Raw genomic sequence first — 23,352 nt, 5'->3', positions numbered from 1 at the left:
CCATCCGTGACCGCAGCCCTGACGCCGGTTCTTGAAACCCCGCGCCTGATCTTGCGTGAAACCCGCGCCGAGGATTTCGAGGCGTGCGCGGCGCTATGGGGCGATGCGCGCGTGGTGCGCCATATTGGCGGGCGGGTCTCCACGCCGTCGGAAAGCTGGGGGCGCATGCTGCGTTTTCCCGGGCTCTGGGCGCTACTGGGCTATGGCTACTGGACGATGACCGAGCGCGAGACCGGCTCCTTCGCCGGTCAGGTGGGCCTGGCCGATTTCAGGCGCGATCTCAGCGTGGATATCTCAGGCATTCCCGAAGCGGGCTGGGTGCTGAGCCCGCGCGTGCATGGACGCGGCTACGCCACCGAGGCCATGGGCGCAGTGCTGGACTGGGCGGACCGTGAGCTGGACGCGCCGCAAACCTGCTGCCTCATCGATCCCGATAACGCCGCCTCGCTCAATGTGGCGCGCAAGCTGGGCTATGGCGGCGCACAAACCGCCCAGCTGGGCGACCACGCCACGCTGGTGCTGTGGCGGGGGCGGAAAACCTAGACGGTCTTGCCCGACAACCTTGCGCGGGCCTTGTCCGCGCCGATCAGGGGCAGCAGCACGGCCATTTCAGGACCGCGCGGCTGACCGGTCAGCGCCAGGCGCAGCGGCATGAACAGATCCTTGCCTTTGCGGCCCGTGGCCGCCTTGACCGCGCCGGTCCAGGCGCCCCAGCTGTCGCCGTCCAGCGTCCCTTCGGGCAGCAGGCCGGCGGCGGCGGCGCAGAACTCCGCATCCTCGATCACCGGGGTGACCGGGCCGTCCACCAGCTGGCGCCATTCGGCCGCATCGCGCACCCGGGTGAGATTGGCGCGCACGGCGTTCCAGAACGCCTCGCCGCCATCGGCGTTGATGGCCGCGAGCTTATCTTTCACATCCAAATAGTTCAGATCATGAACCAACTTGGCGTTCAGGCGCTCCAGCTCCGCCGGATCAAAGCGCGCCGGGGTGCGCGACAGCTTGGCCAGATCGAAATCGGCCGCCAGCGCCTCAAAAGAGCCACGCGGCTCCACCGGATCGGAGGTGCCCAGCTTGGCCAGCAGCGACAGCACCGCCAGGGGCTCGATCCCCTCCTCCTCGCGCAGGCCCTGCACCGAGAGCGAGCCCAGGCGCTTGGAGAGTTTCTCGCCATCCTTGCCCACCAGCAGCGGGTGATGGCCCATTTGCGGCGCGGCGCCCTTGCCGCCCAGCGCCTCGAAAATCTCGATCTGGGCGGCCGAATTGGTGACGTGGTCCTCGCCGCGGATGATGTGGGTGATGGCCGCGTCCAGATCATCGACCACGCTGGGCAGTGTGTAGAGATAGCTGCCATCGGCGCGGATCAGGATCGGGTCGGAGACCGAGCTGGTCTCGATATGGCTGGGTCCGCGCACCAGATCGGTCCATTCAATGCGCCCGCCCGACAGCTTGAAGCGCCAGTGGGGCGTGCGCCCTTCGGCCTCCAGCTTGGCGCGGTCGGCCTCGGTGAGGCTCAGCGCGGCGCGGTCATAGACCGGCGGCTTGCCTTGGGCGCGCTGGATCTTGCGCTTGCGCTCCAGCTCGTCCTCGGTCTCGTAGCAGGGATAGAGATAGCCGGCCTCCACAAGGCGCGCCTTGGCCGCTTCATACTGGTCGAAATGGTGGGACTGGTTGAAGGTCTCGTCCCAGTGCAGGCCGAGCCAGGTCAGGTCATCCTTGATGCCCTGCTCGTATTCGGCCGTGGAGCGCTCCAGATCGGTGTCATCGATGCGCAGGAGCACCTTGCCGCCCTGGGCGCGCGCGAACAGCACGTTCATCAGCGCGGTGCGCACATTGCCCACATGAAGGCGCCCGGTCGGGCTCGGGGCGAAGCGGACTTTCACGGTCATGGCGGGACGCGGCCTGCTGCAGGATCAAGGGATGGCGGCTTTAGACCGGCTGGGGTCAGGCGTCAAACGCGCCGCGCTGATCGCCCGCCCGGCGGGCCGAGAAACGCCTGCAGGCGCGCGGCCAGCGCTTCGCGGTCCTTCAGTGCGCACTCCCACACGACCAGAGCCTGCCAGCCGTCCGCCTCGAGGGCGGCGAGGCTGGCCGCATCGCGCGCCACATTGCGGGCGATCTTGGCGCGCCAGTAATCGGCGTTCTGCTTCGGCTCGCGGCGCCCGCGTGCGCAGTCATGGCCATGCCAGAAGCATCCGTGGACGAAAATCACCTTGCGCCGGCCGGCGAACACCAGGTCCGGCCTGCCGGGCAAATCCTTGCGGTGCAGGCGGAAGCGATAGCCCAGGCCATGGACCAGCCTGCGCACGATCATTTCCGGCCTTGTGTCGCGCCCCTTCACCGCCGCCATGACCGCCGAGCGCTGGGCGGGGGTGAAGACGTCGCTGCCCGGCCCGCTCACCATGGCATGCGCCCGCGGCCCGTGAGCGTCCAGCCCATCCAGTGGCGCAGGCCCGGCAGGCGGCCGGAGAGATTGAACACGATGTCGCGCGCCCATCCCAGCAGCTTCGAGGAGGACTGGAAGACCGGCGTCAGCGCCCGGCTCATCAGGCTGTAATAGGTGGTGGCCGGACGCCGCGCGCGCTCGGCGCTTTTCATGGCGTGCAGGACACGCGCCTCGCCCGCAAACGCCTGCGCCAGCGCCGCGGCGTCGCACAGGGCCAGATTGGCGCCCTGGCCCAGCTGCGGGCTCATGGCGTGGGCGGCATCGCCCAGCAGCATCACCCGGCCCCGGCGCCAGCGCGGCACGATGGCGTCCTGATAGGCGGCATAGGCGAACTCATCGAGCCCGGCATCTCCCACCGCTCGCGCCGCGCGCGGCCAGTAGCGCGCGAACCCGTCGCGGAAGGCCTCATCGCCCGCCGCCAGCACCGCCTCGCGCGCATCGGCGCGCACCGACCAGAAAACGCTCACGCCCGGACGCCCTTCGGCGTCCGCCGGATTATCGCCAACCGGCAACAGCCCGATCATGATGCGGCAACCGTCATAGACCTGCTCCAGCTCGCCCTCGCGCGCCCCGTCCGGGTCCGGGCGAATGGCCCAGAACGCGCCCCACGGGAAGACCCGCTCGCGCGCCTGCGAGCAGACGATCCGGCGCAGGCGCGAATGGGCGCCGTCGCACACCAGCACCAGATCAAAGCCATCCGTCTCCTCCCCGCCCGCCAAAGAGAGGCGCGGCGCGTCCGTGTCGATACCCGCGATGGAGGCCACGTCGCAGCCCGTGCGGAACTGCGCGCCCGCCTCGCGCGCGGCGGTGAGCAAGAGATCAAACAGGCTGGCGCGGTGAATGCCCACGCCGTAATCGTCGCGGCGCGCATCCCTGTAACGCAAATCCAGCACGGCGCGCCCGCGCATATTGCGCCCGATCAGGCGCGAGACATGCGCCCCGCGCGCCTCCACCTGATCGCGGATATCGAGCCCCTCCAGCGCCTGGAGCCCGCTGGGCTGCAGGAGCAGTCCCGCCCCCACAGGGCGCGGCGCGTCGAAGCGTTCGAAGATCGTCACGTCATGACCGGCGCGAGCGAGGCGGGCGGCGCTGGCCAGACCCGCAATCCCGCTGCCGGCCACCGCCACACGCAACGAACTACTCCGCCGCCAGCGCGCAGGCGCGCGCGTGGTCCAGCACCGGTTCGAACAGATTTTCGCGCAGGAACGCCACCACATCCACCGACACGCCATCACCCGACAGGTGCAGCGCCGCGCTCTCGCGCGCCGGCAGTTTGTAGTCCTCCGGCAGGCCCATCAGGCGGGCGTATTCGCGCGCTGTCATGGGCCGGGTGCGCACCCGGCCGTTCCTGACCCAGACCACGAACTGGCGCGACGACCCGCCGCCGGGCGTGCGCAGGCAACCGGCCAGCCCGTCAAAGCGCGCCTCGGCGCGCTGCACCTTGACGCCGTTCTCCACCCGCATGCGGCGGTAGAGCGCCCCGGCCACCGGGCCTTCGGCCTTGCGGGCCTCCCTGAGGCGCGCTCTGGACGGCGCGTTCATCATCTCCACCAGGCGGCGCGTCTCTTCCGGGCTGTGCCAGGGCACGGCGCGCGGCGCTTCGATCTTGTGGATCAGGGTTTCGTTGGGCCGCGGCGGCACGGGCAAGGCCCACCACACCCAGTTCTTCTTGAGAGGCTCAGGCAGGCGCCGGGCCGCCCTCTGCACCGCGCCGGTGTGGAAGGGGGAGAGGTGGCCGGGCGCATCGTCCAGCGCCAGATCGGCGGGGATGGGGATGTCCTTGCGCAGGGCGATCACGAACAGGCGCGGGCGCGACTGGGGCGTGAACCAGCGCGCATCAATCTCCAGCGCCCCGAAGCGGTAGCCGCCCTCATCCAGCGCGGCGCACAGCGCGGTGAAATCATCACCGCCCGAACAGGTCAGAAGGCCCGGCACATTCTCCAGCCCGATCAGGCGCGGCGCCCGGCCCTCGGCCTGCAGAGCCTCGATCAGGCGCCAGAAGCTGTAGAACACGCCCGAGCGCGCGCCTTTCAGTCCGCTGCGCGGGCCGGCCAGCGACAGGTCCTGACAGGGAAAGCTCGCCCAGGCGAGATCGGCAAAGCCGGGCAGTTCATCGGGCGCCACCCCGGCCACATCGCCAGGCCGCAGATCATCGTCGCCGAAATTGGCCCGGTAGGCCGCCAGCTTGTCCGGGTCGATATCATTGGCGAAATCACACCGCCAGCGCCGCCCCAGCCCCAGACGGGCCATGCCGCCGCCGCAGAAGAATTCATAAAAGCCGTATCGGGAATCAGCGCTCATGCGCGCCAGCATAGCGTGATGCGCGCCCGCGCGAAGCGTGGCGGTGTGGCGCGGGAGCCATCAAGGTGGTTTGTCTTCCGGCGTGATCTGCCTATCGTGAACGCCAAAGGCATTGAGGAGACGACGACATGGCCAGACAGGGCGTAAACCGGCGGCAATTGCTGGGGGGTTCAGCGGCGGTGATGGGCGCGGCCAGCGCAGCGCCGGCGGCCCTGGGCGCAGCGCGCGAGGGCGAGCGCTCCCTTGAAGGCCAGACCATATTGATCACCGGCGCGTCCTCCGGTTTCGGGCGGCTCGGGGCGGAATATTATGCGCGGCTGGGCGCGCGGGTGTTTGCGTCCATGCGCAACCTGCCCCGGCCAGAGGCTGATGAGCTGACGGCGCTGGCCGAGGCCGAGGGGCTCGCCATCGACGTGGTGGAGATCGATGTCACGTCCGATGACAGCGTTGCGCGCGGCGTGGCGACTGTCCTGGAGGCGACGGGCGGAACGCTGGACGTGCTGATCAATAACGCCGGCATCGGGCTGGGCAGTCCGGTCGAGGTGCAGGACATGGAGGCGACGCGCCTCATGTTCGAGACCAATACCTACGGTCCCCATCGCATGGCGCGCGCCGTCCTGCCGGCGATGCGCGCGGCGGGCCGTGGCCTGATCGTGCAAATATCCTCCCAGCTCGGCCGGGTGATCGCGCCGGGCCTGGGCCATTACTCGCCGACCAAGTTTGCGCTGGAGGCCATGAGCGAGGCGATGGCCTATGAGCTGGTCCCCCACGGCATTGATGTGACGATCATCCAGCCGGGCGGCTACCCGACTGAAATCTGGAATAACGCCAGCGCGCTGGCCGCGTCGCTGCGTGACCGCACGCCGGAAGAGACCCTGGCCGCCTATCCCGAGCTGACCGCCGGGATGGGCGAAGCGCGCGGCGGGGGCGGCGACACCGATCCGATGGACATCCCGCACGCTATCGCAGATGTGATCGCCAGGCCGCAGGGCGCGCGGCCCCTGCGCATCGCGGTGCATCCGGGCGTCCGGCCTCAGCTCGCCATCAATGACGCCAGCCGGGAGGCCCAGCTCGCCTGGCTGGGCGGTTCGCCCTTCGGGCCCTGGATCCGGAACGTGCTGGAGCGGTGAGCGGCAAGACACGCCGGCGCTATAGCGAATCCGACCCCATCTGCCGTGAACGCCTCGCCGCCGCAGCCACCGCGTTGCGGATCAGGCCCGGCAGGCCGCTGCCGCCCATCAGGGCGTCGAGCCCGGCCTGGGTGGTGCCATTGGGCGAGGTGACCATGCGGCGCAGCTCGGCCGGGTCGCCCATGCCGCTGGTCAAAAGCGCGCCGGACCCCGCCACCGTGCGGATGGCCAGTTCCTGGGCCAGCTCGCGCGTCAGGCCTTCGGCCTCGGCGGCGGCGGCCAGCGCTTCGGTGAACAGGAAGACATAGGCCGGCCCGGACCCGGACACGGCGGTGACCACGTCCATCAGGCGCTCGTCCTCGATCCATTCCACAGGACCTGCGGGCTTGAGCAGCTGTTCGGCGCGCTGGCGGATCTCAGGCGTATCGGCGGCCTCATTGGCCACGCTGACTGAAATCCCCTTGCCGATGGCGCCAGGCGTGTTGGGCATGGCCCGCACAATGGCGCGCCCCGGCAGCGCACGGCTCAGCGAGCGCAGCGGCACGCCCGCAGCGATCGACACCACCAGCACATCCGGTTTCAGCATGGCGTTCAGAGGCGCCAGCACCTCGCCGGTCATCGAGGGTTTGACCGCCGCCACCAGCGCGCTCACCTGGTCCGCCTGGGCGGTGTCCAGCGCCGGGGCGATGCGCACGCCGTGGCGTTCGGCCAGGGCTCTGGCCGCCTCGCCAGGGCGCGGATCCACGAAGATCAGGCGCTCGGGCGCGATCTGGTTGCGCGATTTCTTCAGCCAGCCTGCAGCCAGCGCCGACCCCATACGTCCCGCGCCGAGAAGCGCGACAAGCCCCGATGTCCCTGGCATGTCCGTTCAGGCTTCCCCGGCTGTATCGAACATGGACGCCGCCACGGCTTCCGCCGGCGACTTGCCGCTCCACAACAGATAGTGGAAAGCCGGATAGAGGCGCTCGCCCGCCTCGCGCGCCGCCGCGATCAGGGACGCGGCCTGGGCCTCGGAGACCCGGTCGGCTTCCGGCAGGGTCAGGGCGTGACGGAACACGATGGAGCCGTCATCGCTCCACACGTCGAAATGGCCGATCCACAAACGCTCATTGAGGCGCGCGATCAGCTCGCACACCTCGCGCAGGCGGTGGTCGGGCGCTTTCAGCTCCAGGCTGGCGCAGATATGGATGACGTCCAGCTCCGGACGGTAGGCGAACCAGATCTGGTGATCGCGCCATGCGCCCGGCACGGCCATGTGCAGCTCCAGCTCGTCGCGCTCATACGGGTATTGCTCGGCGGCGACGGCCTGCTCGATGGCTTCCAGCGGATCAAAGATGTCCGCTGCTTCCTGGGTATTGAGATCCATGTGGTCCTCTCCCCCTCACTGCGCTGGCGACTCGGTCAGGCGCGCGCCGCGCATATCCTGACCGTAAGCCGCCCGCTCACGCACGCGCAACCGCGCAATTGAGGGACGCTGCAAGGTGTTTGCTCAATTAGACTTTTTTGCCGCACTGCGTTTGGCGGCCGGTTTGCGCGCGGCGGGTTTGGGCTGGGCTGCGGCTTCCAGCGCCGCCAGCCGGGCCATCAGTGATTCGATTTGCGCATCCGCCGCGTCAGCGCGGGCGCGCAATGCCTCGAACTCCTCGCGGCTGACCAGATCCAGCTCGCCCGCCATGCGTTCGGCCTGGGCGCGGAACACCGCGCGCGCCTCTTCCCCGGCGGCCTGGGCGGCGCTGAACGCGTCGGTCATCAGGTCCGCGAAATCGGCGAACAAGGGAGTGCGAGACTGCATGACATCACCGCCTGCTCTGCTATGAAGGCGCTATATAGTCGCTCGCCCCGCCCTGATGCAACGCGCGCGGCGCCGCACCTTGCCTCCCAGCCTACCGGAGCCGCCCATGCAGCCGTGTCAGTCCAGCTTCGATCTTATTGATCCGGTGCTGTTTTCCATCGGCTGGTTCGAGCTGCGCTGGTATGCGCTGGCCTATATCGCCGGACTGTTTCTGGGCTATGCGCTGGTGCTGCACGTGGTCAAACGCCCCGCCCTGTGGGGGCTGACGCCCAAGACCCAGGCCGCGCCCTTCAACACCCGCTTTGTCGAGGACCTGCTGTTATGGGTTATGGTGGGCGTCATCGCGGGCGGGCGCTTGGGCTTTGTGCTGTTCTACCAGACCAGCATGATCTGGGAGGAGCCGCTGCGAGTGGTGACCGGCATCACCGAAGGCGGGATGAGCTTCCATGGCGGCCTGATCGGCGTGGCGCTGGCGCTGTATTTCACCGCCCGCGCCCACAACGCGCCGCTGATGCGCGTGGCGGACGCGGTGGCGCTGGCCACCCCCATCGGGCTCCTGCTCGGGCGGCTGGCCAATTTCATCAATGGCGAGCTGTGGGGCCGCCACGCCCCGGACCTGCCCTGGGCCATGACCTTCGCGGCTGACCCGCTGTGCCTGCCGCGCCATCCCAGCCAGCTCTACGAGGCCTTCCTGGAAGGCGCGGTGCTGCTGGCCATTCTGGTGTTTCTGGTCTGGCGTTTTCGCTCGCTGGCCCGGCCGGGGCTCAATACCGGCGTGTTCCTTCTGGGCTATGGCGTGTTCCGCGCCATGGTGGAGCTGGTGCGCGAGCCGGACCTGCAAATGCCAGAGGCGCTGCGGGGCTATGTCACCATGGGCATGCTGCTTTGCATTCCGATGATCGTGGCGGGCGCCTGGCTGATCCGGCGCGCCCTGACCCAGCCCCCGGCAAAAGCCTGATTTTGAGGCCATGACGGACGAATTCAGACCCGTGGAGATGCTGGCCGAACGCCTGCGCGCGCGCATCGCCAGCGAAGGGCCCCTGCCCGTCAGCGCCTTCATGATGGAAGCGCTGTTTGATCCCATGGCCGGCTTCTACGCCACCAAGGATCCGCTGGGCGCCCATAACGACTTCATCACCGCGCCGGAAATCAGCCAGATGTTCGGCGAGCTCATCGGCCTGTGGGCCGTGGAGTGCTGGGGCCAGATGGGATCGCCCGATCCGGTCCAGCTGATCGAGCTGGGACCGGGCACGGGCCGGATGATGAGCGATGTGGCCCGGGTGCTGCGCGCCGCGCCGGGCCTTGTGGAAGCGGCTGAAGCCACGCTGGTGGAAGCCAGCCCGGCCCTGAAAATGGTGCAGGGACGCACGCTGGCCGGCGCGCCGGTCCCCGTGTGCTGGGCGCCCCGGCTGGAAGCCATTCGCCCCGGCCCCACCCTCCTTCTGGCCAATGAATTTCTCGACTGCCTGCCCATCCGCCAGGCGGTGAAGACGGACGGCGTCTGGCGCGAGCGCTGTGTAGCCATGCACCCGGACGAGGCCGGCCGCTTCGCCTTTGTTCTGGGGACCGCGCTGGCGCAAGCCGATCTTGATCTGATCGACCCGTCCTTGCGTGATCTGCCCGACGGGACGCTGGTGGAGCTGCGCCCGGCCGATGCGCCCCTGATCGCCGCGCTGGCCGAACGCCTGCACGCCCATCCGGGCTATGCCCTGTTTATCGATTACGGGTCTGACACAGCTGAGCCCGGCGACACGCTGCAAGCCATCGCCCGCCATGAGAAGGTCGATCCGCTCGAGGCGCCGGGTGCGGCGGATCTCACCGCCTGGGTCAATTTCGAGGCCGTCGCCCAAGAGGGGCTGAAAGCCGGGCTGCAAGTGTTCGGCGTCATGGGTCAGGGCGCGTTCCTCAAAGGGCTCGGCCTGGATGTGCGCGCCGGGCTGCTGGCCCAGGGCCAGGACGAGGCCGGGCGCGCGCGCATCACCCGTCAGGCCGCCCGGCTGTGCGACCCGGACGAGATGGGCGAGCTGTTCAAGGTGATCGCGTTTGCCTCCCCGGACCTGCCGCCCCCGCCGGGCCTCGGCCGTTACGCGCCAGCCTCCGAAGCTGCTTGACGGGTGCGCGCGGCAGCCGGGCCGCCCGGCGTCAGTGAACAGTGTTCATTTTTCTCTTGCCCGGTCCCGCCCGGCGTGATCCCCTGCGCGAAAACAAGCATATGGGAGGCGTATCATGAGCGGACGGCTGAGCGGCAAGACGGCGGTGATCACGGGCGGGGCCAGCGGCATCGGGCGCGCCACGGTGGAGCTGTTCCTGGCCGAAGGCGCCAATGTGGTCATCGGCGATGTCCAGGACGCGCTGGGCGCCAGCGTGGCGCAAACCTCTCCCAACGCCGTCTACCAGCACGCCGACGTGACCCGCGAGGCGGACGTCAAGGCGTTGATCGACGCGGCGGTGGAGCGCTTCGGGCGCATCGACATCCTGTTCAGCAATGCCGGCGCGGCCGAGCGCGACGAGGGCTTCGCCTCCATTGACGAGGCCAGCTTCAACCGGGTGATGCAGCTGCATCTGGCCAGCGCCCTGTACGGCATCAAGCACGCCGAACCGCATATGCGCGCGCAGAAATCGGGCGCCATCATCACCACCAGTTCGGTAGCGGCGGAGGGGACCACCTATGGGCCCATCCTCTATTCCATCGCCAAATCCGCCGTGCTGCACATGACGCGTCTGGCCGCGGTGCGCCTGGCCGCCGACAAGGTGCGCGTCAACGCCATCCAGCCGGGCCTCATCGCCACAGCGATTTTCGGGCGGGCGCTAGGCCTGGACCAGGAAACCAGCGAGGCCAAGGCGGCGGTGATGGGCTCCATCGCCGAGCTGATGCAGCCTTTGCCCGTGGCCGGTCAGGGCCGCGATATCGCCGAGGCGGTGCTCTATCTGGCCAGTGATGCGTCACGCTTCGTCACTGGCCAGAGCTTCTGCGTGGATGGCGGGCTGACCGCCGGTCAGGTCCCCAATCCCGAGGGCGGGGTGTTCAAGCCGCTAGCCGACCTGTTCGGCGTGGATCCGGCTTGACTCTGGCGGGAACGGGCCTGCGACTCGCTCCTTCGTTCCTGAAGCGTTCTGCAAAAAACCTTTTACACCCGTCGTTTGGCTTAACGTGCGATTAAACAACGCGGCGCATGGTGAATGGATAATGAGGCCTTAAGGCCGCGATCCACGCCGGAGCCGAGATCCATGCCCCTTCATCTGTCCGCGCCCGAAACGACAGAACTCAAGCCGCGCATCCTGGTGTTCGGCGTCGGCGGCGCCGGCGGCAACGCCGTCAACAACATGATCGACGCCGCTCTGGAAGGCGTGGATTTTGCGGTCGCCAATACCGACGCCCAGGCGCTGGCCCGTTCGCGCGCCGAGCGCCGGGTGCAGATGGGCGCCGGGATCACCGAAGGGCTGGGCGCCGGGGCGCGTCCGGAAGTCGGCCAGCAGGCCGCCGAGGATTCCCTGGCCGAAATCACCGAGCAGCTGCAAGGCGCCCATATGGTGTTCATCACCGCCGGCATGGGCGGGGGCACCGGCACCGGCGCGGCGCCGGTGATCGCGCGCGCGGCGCGTGAGCTGAACATCCTGACCGTGGGCGTGGTCACAAAGCCGTTCCAGTTCGAGGGCTCGCGCCGCATGCGCCTGGCCGAGGAAGGCATTGAGCGTCTGCAGCAGCATGTGGACACGCTGATCATCATCCCCAACCAGAACCTGTTCCGCATCGCCACCGAGAAGACCACCTTCGCCGAGGCCTTCGCCCTGGCCGACCAGGTGCTGCATTCGGGCGTGCGCGGGATCACCGACCTGATGGTCATGCCCGGCCTGATCAATCTGGACTTCGCCGATGTGCGCACCGTGATGAACGAGATGGGCAAGGCGATGATGGGCACCGGCGAGGCCAGCGGCGAGAAGCGCGCCATCGAGGCGGCCAATAACGCCATCAACAACCCGCTGCTGGACGATGTGTCGATGAAGGGCGCCAAGGGCGTGCTGATCAACATCACCGGCGGCATGGACATGACGCTGTACGAGGTCGACGAGGCCGCCAACCGCATTCGCGACGAGGTGGACGAGGACGCCAATATCATCGTGGGCTCCACCTTCGACGAGGCGCTGGATGGCGTCATCCGCGTGTCGGTGGTGGCCACCGGCATTGACGGCGAAGCCTTGCAGCAGACCGATCCGCGCCGCCGCCCGGCGGAGGTCACCCCGGCCTGGAAAGGCCGCGAGACCCGTCCGGTGCGTCAGGCCGAGCCGATGGTGCGCCGCGCCGCCGATGCGGTCGCTGTCAACGAAACCCCGCGGGCGGTCCCGCCTGCCGCGCGCCCTGTGAACGAGCCGGCCCAGCCCGCCGCGGTCCACACCGCGCCGGACACCCAGGCGGCTGGCTTTGAAAGCGATGCAGGCGTGTGGGACGATGTTCCCGCCACCCCGGCGGACACGCATGCTGACGCTGAGCCGGCGCCCCGTCCCGCGGTGCTGGAAGCCCAGGAGCGCCTGGCCCGCGAAATCACGGCGCCGCGCGCTACAGCGCCGTCCCCTGCGGCCCCCGCGCCCCGCGACGAACCGCGCGGCTTCATGTCCATGTTCGGACGCCGCTCCAAACCGGCCCCGGCGCCGGTGCGCCGCGATCCGCTCAGCTCGCGCCCGGCCGATCACGCGCCGGCCGCGCGTCCCGCAGCCAGCGTGCGTCATGCCCCGCCTGCGCCCGAGCCGGCGCCGGCGCCACGCGGCGATCTGTTCGGCGAAACCCTGGATGAGAGCGAGCTGGAAATCCCCGCCTTCCTGCGCCGCCAGGCCAATTAGCAGGGCGCGCCTGGAGCCCCCGGCCTGACGCACTCAGGCCGGGTTAGGCTCTGAGCAATTGAGACGGCCTCACACATCAAGCCCCGCGCCAAGGCGCGGGGTTTTTTGTGCGCCGCCAACAGCTTGCCCCCTTCGCGCAAGTGACGAAATCATGGGTTGACGCGATTGCTAAGTTTAATTTATAAACTTGTTTGTCGTCACCACAGGAGGACTCGACATGAAACGCATCATTCTGGCTTCGATGGCCGCCATGTTTGGCGCATCCGCCTACGCTGCACCGCTCACCGTCACGCTGGACGGGGTCCGCTGGGAGGGTCCGCTTTATATTTCGGTGCAGAGCGAGGACCAGTTCATGCAGGAAGAGGCTGCGGCCAGCACGATGGTCCAGACGCCACATCCTGGCGCCCACAACTTCACCTTTGACGTGCCGCCCGGCGCGTACGCCGTGTCTGTCTGGCATGATGACGGCAATGGCGTTTTTGACCGGGACGCATATGGCCGCCCGCTGGACGGCTGGGCGATGTCAGGCGAGATCGGACAGGGCGCGCCCAGCTTTGAGGACGTCGCCATCAGCGTCGGCCCGGACGGCGCTTCGGTCACGCTGCAGATGGTCTATCCTGACTAGGGTCCATCTCACCCGGGCGCCCTTGCGCGTCCGGGTTCTTTCTTCAATACGGAGGCGATCATGACCAGCACTCAACAGACTGACCCGCGTGATGATCTGGCCTATGTCAGGCGGATGACCGAGCGGGCGGCGCGCGCGCCCTTGCTCGGCGGGCGCTTTCTTGTGTTCTGGGGCGGTTTGCTCGCCCTGGCGTATATCGCCCATTTCCTCGCCGCGTCCGGCCTTGTCGCGTCGCCCGGCGCCCTGGGCTGGATCTGGGTCGGGTTCGGCGCTATCGGCGCGACGGGAACCTTCATTTTGTCACGCGGCATGGCGCGCAAGCCCGGCCAGGAAGCCGTGGGCAACCAAGTTGAGCGCGAGGTTTGGTTTGGCGCCGGTATCGGCATTTTCCTGTTTGTGATCGGCGTCTTTCTGGCCACGACGCTGCGCGGCGCGCCGGTCTTGATGTTTGATCTTGTCGCATCCGTGGCTCTGGCTCTGTATGGCGCGGCCTTCCTGGCGACCGCCGCCGCCTCGGGATTGCGCTGGATGCGCATACCCGCCTGGATCTCCTTTGCAGGGGCGGCAGCCGTGCCCGCCTTCACGGGCACACAGGCCCTTTATCCCGCCCTGGCCGTGATTGTGCTGATCATCGCGGTTGCGCCAGGCCTGCGCCTCATGGCGGCCGAACCGCCGGCGCTGGACGACGAGACGCTGTGATGGCGCGCTTGCGGCCAGACGCCCTTGATGACGTCATTCACGGGCGCATCCGCCTGGGCGTGATGGCCTATCTCGCCCAGCAGCCGCGCGCGAGTTTCGCCGAGCTTGCCCGGGCGCTGGAAACAACCAACGGCAATCTTTCCATCCACTTGAAAAAGCTGGAATCGGCAGGCTATGTCGAGATCGACAAACGCTTCGTGAAAGGCAAACCCCTGACCCGGGCGTCCATGACCCCGGCCGGGCAAGCCGCATGGCGGTCCTATCTCGACACGCTCGCCATCCTGTTTCGCGATAGCGGCTGACGCCTTTCCCATGTCCGCGGCGTCACGCCATGCCGCCTTTTCGTATCCGAAGCGCTTGCACCTTGCCTTGCCGCGTCAAGGCCTTGAGCGCGTAACATGGTGCAACAATCGTTTAATTGCGCACTTGCAGCATCCCCCTAGAGTGACAGGCTCACCGAGGGGCGCCGTGCGTCGGGGTGATGCGCTGGGGGCGCAGATCACGCACAGCGGAAGACAGAAAGACCGGGCTGGAATGATGATGGAACGCACCACACTGGCCGCTCCGGCGGTCTGCGCAGGCGTCGGCCTGCATACCGGCGCGCGCGTGCGCATGGTGATGAAGCCCGCCGCTGTCGGCTCAGGCATTGTCTTCGACCGCACCGATCTTGACCTGCCCGACACGCGCGTGCCCGCCCGGCGCGAGTTTGTGCGCTCCACAGATCTGGGCACCACGCTCATCAACGACGCGGGCGCTTCGGTGGCGACGGTGGAGCATCTCATGGCGGCGCTGGCCGGGCTGGGCGTGGATGATGTGCTCATCGAGCTCGACGGTCCCGAAGCCCCGGCCATGGACGGTTCGTCCGCTCCGTTTGTGGAGCTGATGCTTCATGCCGGCCTGAAGACCAGCGCTGCGCCGCGCCGCGCCATCCAGGTGCTCAAGCCGGTGAGCGTCACCGACGGCGCGCGTCAGGCCGGGTTCATTCCCGCCCTGAAACAGGCCATCGATATCGAGATCGATTTCTCCGACCCGTCCATCGGCAAGCAGAGCTTCGCCTTCGAGGTGACGCGCGAGACTTTCCGCACCCTGGTTGCGCCTGCGCGCACCTTCGGCTTCCGCCGCGATCTGGGCGCGCTTTTGAAGGCGGGCCTGGCGCGCGGGAGCTCGCTGGAAAACTCAGTCGTGCTCACCGAGAACGGCGTGGAGAATCCCGAAGGCCTGCGCTTCGCCGACGAGTTCGTGCGCCACAAGGCCCTGGACGTGCTGGGCGATCTGTATCTGGCTGGCGCGCCCATTCTGGGCCTTTACCGCGCCAGCCGGCCCGGCCATGGCCTCAATGCGAAAGCGCTGGGCGCCCTGCTGGCCGACACCAGCGCCTGGCGCTGGGTCAATCTGCGCGAGGCCCAGACGGCAGAGGCCCTGCGCGCTCAGGGCTGACCGGCCCCTCCAGCACACGGCGCAACACCCACACCCGGCACGCGCTCGACAAGGGCGCGTCGGGATCGTGTCTGGCGCGCATCTCGTCAATCCGGGCGATCAGACGGGCCAGGGATACGCCCTCGGCGCGCGCAGCTTCATCCAGCACCGCCCAGAAATCCTCTTCCAGCGCCAGCGAGGTGGCGTGGCCGGCCAGCGTCACCGAACGTTTGCGCAGCATCAGTTGTCTCCCTCGCCATCACCACCCTCACGCCGGTGTCCCTCAAGCGCGCGCGCAGCCTGCTCCTCACGCGCCTTCTGCGCCTCGCGCAGCGCCTTGGGCGAGCCGAACGTCACGCGGTTGATATCAGCCTGCCGCGCCTTGTCAGCGCGCGCCCGGGCCTTCCTGTAGCGGTTGAGATTGACAGGTTTGGTCATGACGCCCCCTTGTTCAGGCCGCAACCGGCGGCTTGAAAAAGATCACCGCCGCGCCCGCCGCGATCAAGCCGAAGCCGATCAGATGGCGCACGCCTAAAGGCTCATTGAGATACAGCCAGGAGAACAGCACGAACACGCTCAGCGTGATCACCTCCTGCATGGTTTTCAGCTCGGCGGCCGAATACACCGCATGGCCATAGCGGTTGGCCGGCACGGCCAGGCAGTATTCCACAAACGCGATCGACCAGCTGATGAGGATCACCAGCAAGATGGGCGCGTGCTTGTATTTGAGATGCCCGTACCAGGCCAGCGTCATGAAAAAGTTGGACCCGATCAGCAGCAGGACGGGTGTGATATGCGGCCAGGACAGGCTGGGCATGGCGCAAGGTCTCCGCTAGCGCGTCAATTCACGCTCCATGCGCCTGCGCCATGTGTCTGGCAAGAGGGATATACCGGCGCCCCGCCCTGATGATCTGCACCGGCCAGCCCCCGCCCTGCGGCTTGCCGCGCCGCGTGCAGCGGGCTAGGTCAGGGGAATGACACAGCGAGTCCTTCCCCTGTCGGGGGTTCATAATTTCCGCCGCTTCGGCGCCTACCGGGCTGATGGCGGGCATGTGGCCGACCGGCTTTACCGGTCGGGCCAGTTCTCACGCGCCACGCCGGACGATCAGGCCCGGCTGGATGCGCTCAATATCCAGGTAGTGGCCGATCTGCGCCGCCCGCGTGAGCGCGAGCTGGAGCCCAGCTTCTGGGTGCAGCGCGAGGCGGTGCGCGTGCTGGCCAGCGATCATGCCGGCCACGCCGAGCCGCCCCATCTGGTGTTCCTGCGCGAAAGCGATATGAGCCTGGCCTCCATCCGCCAGTTCATGACCGAGACCTATAAGCGCCTGCCCTTCGATCCGGGCAACAAGGCGGTGTTCCGCGCCGGGTTCGAGGCGCTGGCCGAAGCCGATGACGAGGCCGGTTTCGTGGTCCACTGCGCGGCGGGCAAGGACCGCACCGGGATATTCTGCGCCTTCCTCCTGATGGAGCTGGGCGTGGACGCCGACACCGCGCGCGAAGACTATCTGATGACCAATACCGCGGTCGATTACGACACGCTGGCGCCGATGGTTCAGGCGCGCATCCAGAAGGATCTGGGCAAGCGCGTGGGCGACCGCGAGATGCGCGCCTTTCTGGGCGTGGAAGAAGCCTATCTGGACGCCGCCATGGAGGCCGTGGGCGATGTCAGCGCCTATCTGCGCGGCGAGCTGGCCCTGAGTGAGGCGACGCTGGATGCGGTCAAGGCGCGGCTGATCGCCCCGTGAGCGAGGCCCTGCGCCTGCCTGGCTGGATCGCGCCCCCCGCGGCCCTGGCCGCTTTCGGCGGCGAGCCCTGGACGCTGCTGCTCATGGGTTCGGGCGCGGACGGGCGCGGGCGCTACAGCTATCTGTGCGCTGAGCCGGACTTCACCATAATCGATGATGATCCGCAGCGCGGCTTCGCCCGCCTGCGCAAGGGCTTCCGGCCCGGCGCCTCTGATGGCGGCGGGTTTTCAGGCGGCTATGCCGGGCTGCTCTCCTATGATCTGGGTCAGGCCTTCGAGGCGGTTCCGCCCCTGCCCCCGGGCCTGACGGCCTGGCCGGTGCTGGCCATGGGCTGGTATCCGGCCGCGGCCCGCTTCGATCATGTGACCGGGGAGGTCATGGTGCGCGGCGAGGCGCGCGCCGCCCGGCGCCTGGCCCGGCGCCTGGAACAGGCCGGCTCCTATGATCCTGCGCCTGCGCCCGGCGGCGCGCTGGCGCCGGTCTGGAGCGAGGCGCGCTATCTCGAGGCGGTCCGGCGCGCGCGCGCCTATGTGGCCGCGGGCGATGTATTCCAGGTCAATCTCTCCCACCCCTGGCGCGGGCATATGGCTGGCGGGGATGCGCCCGAACGCCTGATCGCCCGGCTGGCGCAGGCGAGCCCGGCGCCGTTCGCCGCCTATCTCAGGCTGGACACAGACCGGGCGGTGGCCAGCAATTCGCCTGAACGCTTCATCACGCTGGGGTCTGATGGACGGGTGGAGACCCGGCCCGTCAAGGGCACGCGCCCGCGCCGCGCCGAACCGGACGAGGACGCCGCCGAGGCCGCTGCCCTGGCGGCGTCGGACAAGGACCGGGCGGAAAACCTGATGATCGTGGACCTGATGCGTAATGACCTGGCGCGCGTATGCGCGCCGGGCAGCGTGCGCGCAGGCGCGCTATTCCAGGCGGAAGCCTTCGCCAATGTCCACCATCTGGTCTCCAGCGTGGAAGGGCGCCTGGCGCGCGGGCGCGATGTGTTCGACCTCATCGCCGCCAGCTTCCCGCCCGGCTCCATCACCGGCGCGCCCAAGACCCGCGCCATGGAGATCATCGCCGAGCTCGAGGCTGAGAGCCGCGGACCCTATTGCGGCGCCATGGGCTGGATAGGCGTTGACGGCGCGGCCGATTTCAATGTCATGATCCGCACAGCCGCTCTCCTGAGACGCGAGTCCGGCTGGGATGTGGAGGTGCGCTCGGGCGGCGCGGTGACTATCGGGTCCGACCCTCACGGGGAACTGGCCGAGACCCGCGACAAGGCGTCCGCGCTCAAACAGGCTGTGGAGACGGCGTAATGACCCAGGTCTGGCTCAATGGCCGGTTCGAAGAGGCGGATACCGCGCGCCTGAGCGTGTCCGATCGCGGTTTCCTTCTGGGAGATGGCGCGTTCGAGACGATCCGGCTGGAAAACGGGCGCCTGCGCCGCTGGGCGCGTCACCGTGCGCGCCTGACGCGCGCGCTGGAGGTGCTGGAGATCGCTCCGCCGGACTGGACCGGGGTGCAGGCCGCCGCCCTGCATCTGGCCGCCGGCATGCCCGAGGCGGTGATCCGCCTGACGGTCAGCCGCGGGCCCCACGGGGCGGGCATGACCGCACCATCAGGCGAAGAGGGCACGGTGCTGGTCACCGCCCGGACGCGCCTGGCGCCGCCGGACAGCGTGACGCTGGCCCTGGTGGACGCGCCCCGGCGCGAGCCGTCCAGCCTGGCCAGCCTGCACAAGCTGACCCAGTACGCCGACATGCTGCACGCCCGGCGCCTGGCCATGGCTGCAGACGCGGACATGGCGCTGGTTCTGGCCTCCGATGGAACCGTCTCCTGCGCGGACAGCGCGACGGTGTTCTGGATCCGGGGCGAGACGGTCTTCACCCCCGGTGCGCAGAGCGCGGCCCTGCCGGGCACGGCGCTCGCCGCCATCGATCAGGCCTGTGAGGATGCGGGGATCGCGCTGGAGCGCGCAGCGGTCAAACCCAAGGCGTTCGCGCAGGCCGATGCGGCCTTTATCGCCAATGCGGTGATGGGGATCGTGCCGGTGTCGGCGCTGGACGGACAGGCGTTTGACGCCACCCATCCCCTGCTGGTGCGCCTGAAGGCGCTGGAGCGCGCAGCGGACTGACCGCCACACGCTCCAGACATCTCTAGAAATTCGCCCGGCGCAGGGTCTGGAGCGAGTCCAGCACGGCGCGCGCGTCATCACTGGGCTTGCGCTTGCGCTTGGCCTGGGGCTGGTAGGCCTGCTGGGCATGGGCCTCGCAATAGGCCGCGCCCGGCTTGGTGGGATGGCCGCAAAAGCGGAACTGGGAGTCCGCCGGATCACCGATCGGCCATTTGCACATGCCTTCGCGCAAGGTCAGCACCGTGGCGTACTCGCCATTGGCCAGACGCTTGGCGTCCACCGGCGCAGGCGGAGGCGCGGCCGGGGCGGGCTGAGCGATCAATTCCTTTCTGTCGGTCCCGTTGCGGGCGGTCTTGTTCACTTGCGCAGCTGCTGCAGGACGCGGGGCGCGTACAGCTGCAGGGCGCGGTGCGGGACGCCGGGCCGGGCGCGAGGGCGCGGCGCGCCCTGACAAGCCGAGACGGTGCACCTTGCCGATCACGGCATTGCGGGTGACCCCGCCAAGCTGCTTGGCGATCTGACTGGCGCTCAGCCCGTCAGCCCACAGTTTTTTCAGGGTTTCGACGCGTTCATCAGTCCAAGCCATGGCGGTGCGCTCCTCGCCTGTTACGCTCTGTCATCACGGCGCGCGCCCCGGAATGGGACGCTACCCCTAGGCGCCGGTCTTGCCGGCATCCCTAGATGTTGGGGTTAGCCACGAAATACAGTATCGGCTGGATAACGGGGCACAAGATGCGTGCAGCTCAGACCTGTGGAAAGCTGATTCGCATTTGCAGCGGAAGGGTGGATATCGGTCCGCTTAGCGAGAAGGCGTCACAGGCTGGGCCTGCGGGCGGGCGTCGGCCTCGCTGGCGAGCATGAGGGCGGCGCGCAAGGCGCCCGCCTCGATCCAGAACCGGCCTGCAAGAGCGCCATCGCGCGCGCGGATGTCCAGGCGCGCGCTTTCACGCGGCTCCAGGGCGGATAGCGCCGCCAGCGCCGCGTCGGGAAACACAAAGCCCTGGGCCTGCCCGGCGCCGGCCGGAGCCAGGTGTGCGGCGGTCTCGGCGTCCAGACGCGCACTGGACAGGAAGCGCTGCTCCCCGCCGGAATAAGCCCCCCAGGCGCTGACCGGATCTGCGCCGGGCGCCGAACGCATGCCGCCGGCCGTACGGTCCACCGGCTCGGCCTGGCGCGCAGGATCACGCAGGACCAGGACAATATGGGCCGCCATCCGGTCAGATCGCCAGGCGGCCGCGGGGGCGCGGGCGGTGCGCGATTCATAAAGTCCGAACATGGCCGGCGCCTCGCCCAGCGGCTGGGAGACGCGCCAGCCTGTGCGTCCTTGCGTGAGCGGCGGGCGCACCCGCCATTCGCGCAACCGCCCGGGCAAAACCGGCCAGCTCAGCTCAGACAGCTCCGCCAGACGTGCGCGGTGGCTGGCGGCGGCCGCTTCAAGCGCGCTATCAGTGCAGGCGGGCGCCTCGATGCGCGCACGCGCCGAGATTTCAGCGCTTGTTGCACCGGCCAGAATAGCGTCGTCGCGCGCCTGGGCCAGCACAGCCTCGAGATAGCCGCGCTCCACAGGTGTCAGAAGCGCACAAGCCTCATCACCCGCCTGCAATAGCAGCAGGGCGTCATAGTCCGCCGGAGCGGCCGGCGGGGCTTCTGAAAAAGCAAGAGCGAGAGCGGCGAGCGCGGGCGTGATCATGCCCGCCAGTCTTACGCCTTTCGTCTTGACGTGCGGTTTACGCCATGACTGATCAGCAAAAGCAGCACCGCCAGCGAAAACGCGCCCAGCGCCACCCAGCGGTCATGACGCTGAATCTGGGTGCTGATCCATTCACCGCTGAAGCGCGGCGCGGCGCTGGGGCCGAAACTGGTCACAGCGGCGGCGTCCCACACCACCGCGCGGCCCTCAAGCCCAGTCCACAGGCTGGAACGGGCGAGCCGCTTGGCTGCGCGCGGGAAGTCTGCGCCCTGGGGCGCGGTGATCAGGGCCACCCGGCGCCCGCTGGCCTCTTCGAACAGCGCGGCCATACCGGTCACCCGGGCGCTGCGCACGCTGTCGTCGGCGAACGCGGTGGAACCGTAATTGTGCCGGCGCGGCACACGATTGGCCGCAGCGCTGGCGGCGGCGCGCACCTCGGCGGGCGCAGCCGCGATGAGGCGCGGATCAATCGCGGCCTGGGGCCCCAGGATCATCAGATCATGGCCCGCCGGCGCATCCTCCACCCGCTCGCCATACCAGGCATAGAGCCAGGCTGAACCCGAGGCGAGCGCAGCGCGCGCCACCACGGCCAGGGCCCCGGAGCGGTCCTCTTCATCATCCGATGCGAACACCACGGCGGCGCGTCCGCCCTGGTCAGCGCCAAAAGGCGCGCCGCCCCGGGCCAAAGCCTCCAGCGCCGCACCGGCGCGCACGGGCGCGCCAACGCTCTCAAGCCGGGGGGCGGCCAGCGCATCGGCCAGTTCAAAGCGCACGGCATGAAGATTCATGGAGCGTGCAGCGAACAGGCGGGCCGAAGCGATCAGCGCGCCCGCATCACCTGCTGACAGGCGCAATTGGGACGGCGTAGCCATGTCGATGGCGGGCAAGCCGCCGCCCCCGCGCACTTGAACGGTAACGGTCAGTTCAGCCACCTCGGCCTGATTGACCAGAATGGGGGTCTCGCCCATGCGCAGCGCCAACCCTTGCGCGACCAGGGCTGAAACCGCCAACGCATCGCGGCCAGCGGAGGCCGCATCGATATGCACGCGGCGCGGCGCGGCGAAATGCGCGCGCAGACCCGCTTCCAGATCGGCCAGATTGGCATAGCCCGATGCGGGCACGGTTCTGATGCGCAACCGGCTGGCCTGCGTATTGACCGCCCAGCCATCGCGCGCGCCTTCGCTCAGGCGCAGCACCAGCGTGTTCTCGCCTGCGCGCAGCGTATCGGAATAGAGCGCAAAGCGCGCTTCAAAGCTCTGCGGGCGCGGGGCCAGGGCCACCGCACGCGAGCGGTTCACGAACACCTCGATCTCGCCGTTGGAGCGGTCCGAGAGCGGGTTGGCGCTGAGGATCAGCTCCACCCCCTCAGGCACGGCGCCGGGCGCGATGGTGAAGGGGATGCGCAGTTCGCGCGCGTCCGGACTGAGCTCCATGGCTTCCGCCTCGGGGACCATGGAGTTCAGGCGCATTTCCTCGGACCGGGCCGGACGCGTATCAGACGCCCCTGCGGCTGCGGCCATCAGGCCGAAGGCGCACAGCAAGCCCGTCCACAAGGCGCAAAACCGCAGACGTATCGACATGAAACACTCCCCTCATTTAAGACTTTATTAAGCAATTGCCCGGCCATCAAGTTCGATGAACGAACTCAAAGCAAAATTCTGGGTCGAGGCGCTGCGCTGGCGCGCCGAAGGGGCCGGGGCGCATGTCTATGTCTCGCGCCGGGGTGATCCCGATGCGGGCGCAGTGCTGGTCAAGCTGGTGCTGCGCGATGGCCTGGCGCGGCTTTACGCTCCGGTGCGCGGCTTTGATGGCGAACGGATATGGAGCCAGCCCCTGGGCGCCGACCCGGTCAGCGAGACCGAAGCCGACGCCTATGCCGCCCGGCGCATGGACAGCGACCCGGACATCTGGGTGGTGGAGATCGAGGACCGCCAGGGCCGCCACTTCCTCACCGAGCCGGTTGAGGCGGGGTGAAATCCCATCATGGTCGACGCCCGGTAAACGGCGCGCTGGCGAAGTCTTAACGCGCGCGCGCTAGCTTGCCGGGCATGGTTCATCCCACTCAGGGCGGGTGTCGCTAGGATGTTATTCCTGTTCAATGATGTCGTTTTTGATCTGGGTGATGCGCGCAGCTTCGCGCTCGAAAGCCCGCTGGCTGGAGAGTATGGTCAGCATGCCCTGTTGACCCTGCGCGTCGGGCGTGTGGTGAAAATGGTGCGTGAGGCGGTGTTCGATGAACCCCAGCTGGCGCGCACCTGCCCGGACAAGGCCGCTTTCCTCTCCGCCCTTCTGGCCTGGAAGACCGATGAGGCCAACGCTCTTCTGGCCGTAGCCGCGCGCCATATCAGCACGCCCGCCCAGGTGCAGGTGCGCCTGGCCTCGGTCTCGCTGGTCACCATCAGCCAGCTGCGCGAGCTGCAGGAGGGCGGCAAGCTCTCCAGCCACGCGGTCAATCTGTCGGTCTGGTCCCACGCGCCCCAGCGCCTGCGCGCCTGATTTTTCCCACAAAAAAGGCCCGGCGCGCCAAAGCGGCCGGGCCTTGTATGT

At 68.5% G+C, this 23,352-nt stretch carries 28 protein-coding genes; 15 read left to right on the top strand and 13 right to left on the bottom strand.

The genetic code is table 11. The features are described 5' to 3' along the window. Positions 1-6: 6 nt before the first annotated feature. Positions 7-543: a GNAT family N-acetyltransferase gene (locus F1654_RS11795; protein WP_233205271.1), complete on the top strand. Its 537-nt coding sequence runs from the start codon at positions 7-9 to the stop codon at positions 541-543. Here the strand turns inward: F1654_RS11795 and gltX are convergent. From gltX to F1654_RS11775, 4 genes are all read right to left on the bottom strand, one after another. Further along, positions 540-1,886 carry a glutamate--tRNA ligase gene (gltX, locus tag F1654_RS11790; protein ID WP_150023761.1) on the bottom strand — a complete coding sequence of 449 codons (1,347 nt, stop codon included), beginning with the start codon at positions 1,884-1,886 and terminating at the stop codon, positions 540-542. The two genes, F1654_RS11795 and gltX, sit on opposite strands and share 4 nt — an antisense overlap. 62 nt (positions 1,887-1,948) lie before the next feature. Then, positions 1,949-2,401, bottom strand: a complete 453-nt coding sequence (locus tag F1654_RS11785; protein WP_150023760.1) for a very short patch repair endonuclease — start codon at positions 2,399-2,401, stop codon at positions 1,949-1,951. Further along, positions 2,395-3,570, bottom strand: a complete 1,176-nt coding sequence (locus F1654_RS11780; protein WP_233205289.1) for an FAD-dependent oxidoreductase — start codon at positions 3,568-3,570, stop codon at positions 2,395-2,397. The genes F1654_RS11785 and F1654_RS11780 overlap by 7 nt, the downstream gene beginning before the upstream one ends. 10 nt (positions 3,571-3,580) lie before the next feature. After that, positions 3,581-4,744, bottom strand: coding sequence for a DNA cytosine methyltransferase (locus F1654_RS11775; protein WP_233205270.1), 1,164 nt, complete (start codon positions 4,742-4,744; stop codon positions 3,581-3,583). A 128-nt stretch (positions 4,745-4,872) separates the two neighbouring features. Here F1654_RS11775 and F1654_RS11770 point away from each other — a divergent pair, with 128 nt between their 5' ends. Beyond that, positions 4,873-5,874 carry an SDR family oxidoreductase gene (locus tag F1654_RS11770; protein ID WP_150023757.1) on the top strand — a complete coding sequence of 334 codons (1,002 nt, stop codon included), beginning with the start codon at positions 4,873-4,875 and terminating at the stop codon, positions 5,872-5,874. A gap of 19 nt (positions 5,875-5,893) precedes the next feature. Here the strand turns inward: F1654_RS11770 and proC are convergent, their stop codons facing one another. From proC to F1654_RS11755, 3 genes are all read right to left on the bottom strand, one after another. Further along, the gene (gene proC / locus F1654_RS11765; protein ID WP_150023756.1) at positions 5,894-6,736 is read right to left on the bottom strand and encodes a pyrroline-5-carboxylate reductase; all 843 of its coding nucleotides are present in this window, start codon (positions 6,734-6,736) and stop codon (positions 5,894-5,896) included. Positions 6,737-6,742: 6 nt separating this feature from the next. Next, on the bottom strand, positions 6,743-7,240 hold the full coding sequence (locus F1654_RS11760) for a type III secretion system chaperone family protein (protein WP_150023755.1): 498 nt from the start codon (positions 7,238-7,240) through the stop codon (positions 6,743-6,745). Positions 7,241-7,363: 123 nt separating this feature from the next. Then, positions 7,364-7,666 carry an accessory factor UbiK family protein gene (locus F1654_RS11755; RefSeq protein WP_150023754.1) on the bottom strand — a complete coding sequence of 101 codons (303 nt, stop codon included), beginning with the start codon at positions 7,664-7,666 and terminating at the stop codon, positions 7,364-7,366. Between the two features lie 106 nt (positions 7,667-7,772). Here F1654_RS11755 and lgt point away from each other — a divergent pair, with 106 nt between their 5' ends. From lgt to lpxC, 8 genes are all read left to right on the top strand, one after another. Next, positions 7,773-8,624, top strand: coding sequence for a prolipoprotein diacylglyceryl transferase (gene lgt / locus F1654_RS11750; RefSeq protein WP_150023753.1), 852 nt, complete (start codon positions 7,773-7,775; stop codon positions 8,622-8,624). 10 nt (positions 8,625-8,634) lie between these two features. After that, positions 8,635-9,777 (top strand): class I SAM-dependent methyltransferase, encoded by a 1,143-nt coding sequence (locus F1654_RS11745; protein WP_233205268.1) that lies wholly within the window; start codon positions 8,635-8,637, stop codon positions 9,775-9,777. Between the two features lie 115 nt (positions 9,778-9,892). Further along, positions 9,893-10,732, top strand: coding sequence for an SDR family NAD(P)-dependent oxidoreductase (locus tag F1654_RS11740; protein WP_150023752.1), 840 nt, complete (start codon positions 9,893-9,895; stop codon positions 10,730-10,732). A 162-nt stretch (positions 10,733-10,894) separates the two neighbouring features. After that, positions 10,895-12,502 (top strand): cell division protein FtsZ, encoded by a 1,608-nt coding sequence (ftsZ, locus tag F1654_RS11735; protein ID WP_150023751.1) that lies wholly within the window; start codon positions 10,895-10,897, stop codon positions 12,500-12,502. A gap of 217 nt (positions 12,503-12,719) precedes the next feature. After that, the gene (locus F1654_RS11730; protein WP_150023750.1) at positions 12,720-13,127 is read left to right on the top strand and encodes a DUF2141 domain-containing protein; all 408 of its coding nucleotides are present in this window, start codon (positions 12,720-12,722) and stop codon (positions 13,125-13,127) included. Positions 13,128-13,187: 60 nt separating this feature from the next. Beyond that, the gene (locus tag F1654_RS11725; RefSeq protein WP_150023749.1) at positions 13,188-13,826 is read left to right on the top strand and encodes a hypothetical protein; all 639 of its coding nucleotides are present in this window, start codon (positions 13,188-13,190) and stop codon (positions 13,824-13,826) included. Beyond that, a complete protein-coding gene (locus tag F1654_RS11720; protein ID WP_150023748.1) occupies positions 13,826-14,128 on the top strand; it encodes a winged helix-turn-helix domain-containing protein in 303 nt (100 codons plus the stop codon). Before F1654_RS11725 ends, F1654_RS11720 begins: the two co-directional genes overlap by 1 nt. 232 nt (positions 14,129-14,360) lie before the next feature. Continuing rightward, positions 14,361-15,263: a UDP-3-O-acyl-N-acetylglucosamine deacetylase gene (gene lpxC, locus F1654_RS11715; RefSeq protein ID WP_233205267.1), complete on the top strand. Its 903-nt coding sequence runs from the start codon at positions 14,361-14,363 to the stop codon at positions 15,261-15,263. Here the strand turns inward: lpxC and F1654_RS11710 are convergent. Genes F1654_RS11710 through F1654_RS11700 form a run of 3 tightly spaced genes read right to left on the bottom strand, consistent with a single transcriptional unit; the run spans position 15,214 to position 16,059 of the window. After that, positions 15,214-15,483 (bottom strand): ribbon-helix-helix domain-containing protein, encoded by a 270-nt coding sequence (locus F1654_RS11710; RefSeq protein ID WP_150023747.1) that lies wholly within the window; start codon positions 15,481-15,483, stop codon positions 15,214-15,216. The genes lpxC and F1654_RS11710 overlap by 50 nt on opposite strands. Beyond that, on the bottom strand, positions 15,483-15,680 hold the full coding sequence (locus F1654_RS11705) for a DUF4169 family protein (RefSeq protein WP_150023746.1): 198 nt from the start codon (positions 15,678-15,680) through the stop codon (positions 15,483-15,485). The genes F1654_RS11710 and F1654_RS11705 overlap by 1 nt, the downstream gene beginning before the upstream one ends. Before the next feature lie 13 nt (positions 15,681-15,693). Then, positions 15,694-16,059 carry a DMT family protein gene (locus tag F1654_RS11700; RefSeq protein WP_150023745.1) on the bottom strand — a complete coding sequence of 122 codons (366 nt, stop codon included), beginning with the start codon at positions 16,057-16,059 and terminating at the stop codon, positions 15,694-15,696. A 157-nt stretch (positions 16,060-16,216) separates the two neighbouring features. Here F1654_RS11700 and F1654_RS11695 point away from each other — a divergent pair, with 157 nt between their 5' ends. From F1654_RS11695 to F1654_RS11685, 3 genes are read left to right on the top strand one after another with little or no spacing between them, the layout of a single operon-like run. Then, complete coding sequence (locus F1654_RS11695) at positions 16,217-16,987, top strand: tyrosine-protein phosphatase (protein WP_150023744.1); 771 nt, start codon at positions 16,217-16,219, stop codon at positions 16,985-16,987. Continuing rightward, a complete protein-coding gene (locus tag F1654_RS11690; protein ID WP_233205266.1) occupies positions 16,984-18,297 on the top strand; it encodes an anthranilate synthase component I family protein in 1,314 nt (437 codons plus the stop codon). The genes F1654_RS11695 and F1654_RS11690 overlap by 4 nt, the downstream gene beginning before the upstream one ends. Next, complete coding sequence (locus F1654_RS11685) at positions 18,297-19,115, top strand: aminotransferase class IV (protein ID WP_150023743.1); 819 nt, start codon at positions 18,297-18,299, stop codon at positions 19,113-19,115. The genes F1654_RS11690 and F1654_RS11685 overlap by 1 nt, the downstream gene beginning before the upstream one ends. Before the next feature lie 22 nt (positions 19,116-19,137). Here F1654_RS11685 and F1654_RS11680 read toward each other — a convergent pair whose 3' ends face one another. The 3 genes from F1654_RS11680 to F1654_RS11670 form a co-directional block, all read right to left on the bottom strand. Beyond that, a complete protein-coding gene (locus tag F1654_RS11680) occupies positions 19,138-19,701 on the bottom strand; it encodes a GcrA family cell cycle regulator (RefSeq protein ID WP_150023742.1) in 564 nt (187 codons plus the stop codon). A 213-nt stretch (positions 19,702-19,914) separates the two neighbouring features. Next, positions 19,915-20,805, bottom strand: a complete 891-nt coding sequence (locus F1654_RS11675) for a hypothetical protein (protein WP_150023741.1) — start codon at positions 20,803-20,805, stop codon at positions 19,915-19,917. An 11-nt stretch (positions 20,806-20,816) separates the two neighbouring features. Beyond that, positions 20,817-22,385, bottom strand: coding sequence for a hypothetical protein (locus F1654_RS11670; RefSeq protein WP_150023740.1), 1,569 nt, complete (start codon positions 22,383-22,385; stop codon positions 20,817-20,819). Positions 22,386-22,440: 55 nt separating this feature from the next. Here F1654_RS11670 and F1654_RS11665 point away from each other — a divergent pair, with 55 nt between their 5' ends. Further along, a complete protein-coding gene (locus F1654_RS11665) occupies positions 22,441-22,779 on the top strand; it encodes a DUF1491 family protein (protein WP_150023739.1) in 339 nt (112 codons plus the stop codon). Between the two features lie 108 nt (positions 22,780-22,887). Then, entirely contained in the window at positions 22,888-23,301 is a 414-nt protein-coding gene (locus F1654_RS11660; protein ID WP_150023738.1) for a hypothetical protein, read from the top strand. Positions 23,302-23,352: the final 51 nt, after the last annotated feature.

This window comes from Alkalicaulis satelles (genome assembly GCF_008630495.1).
Lineage (GTDB): Bacteria > Pseudomonadota > Alphaproteobacteria > Caulobacterales > Maricaulaceae > Oceanicaulis > Oceanicaulis satelles.
Note: the sequence above shows the minus strand (reverse complement) of the source record. Positions and strands in the feature narration are given on the sequence as shown.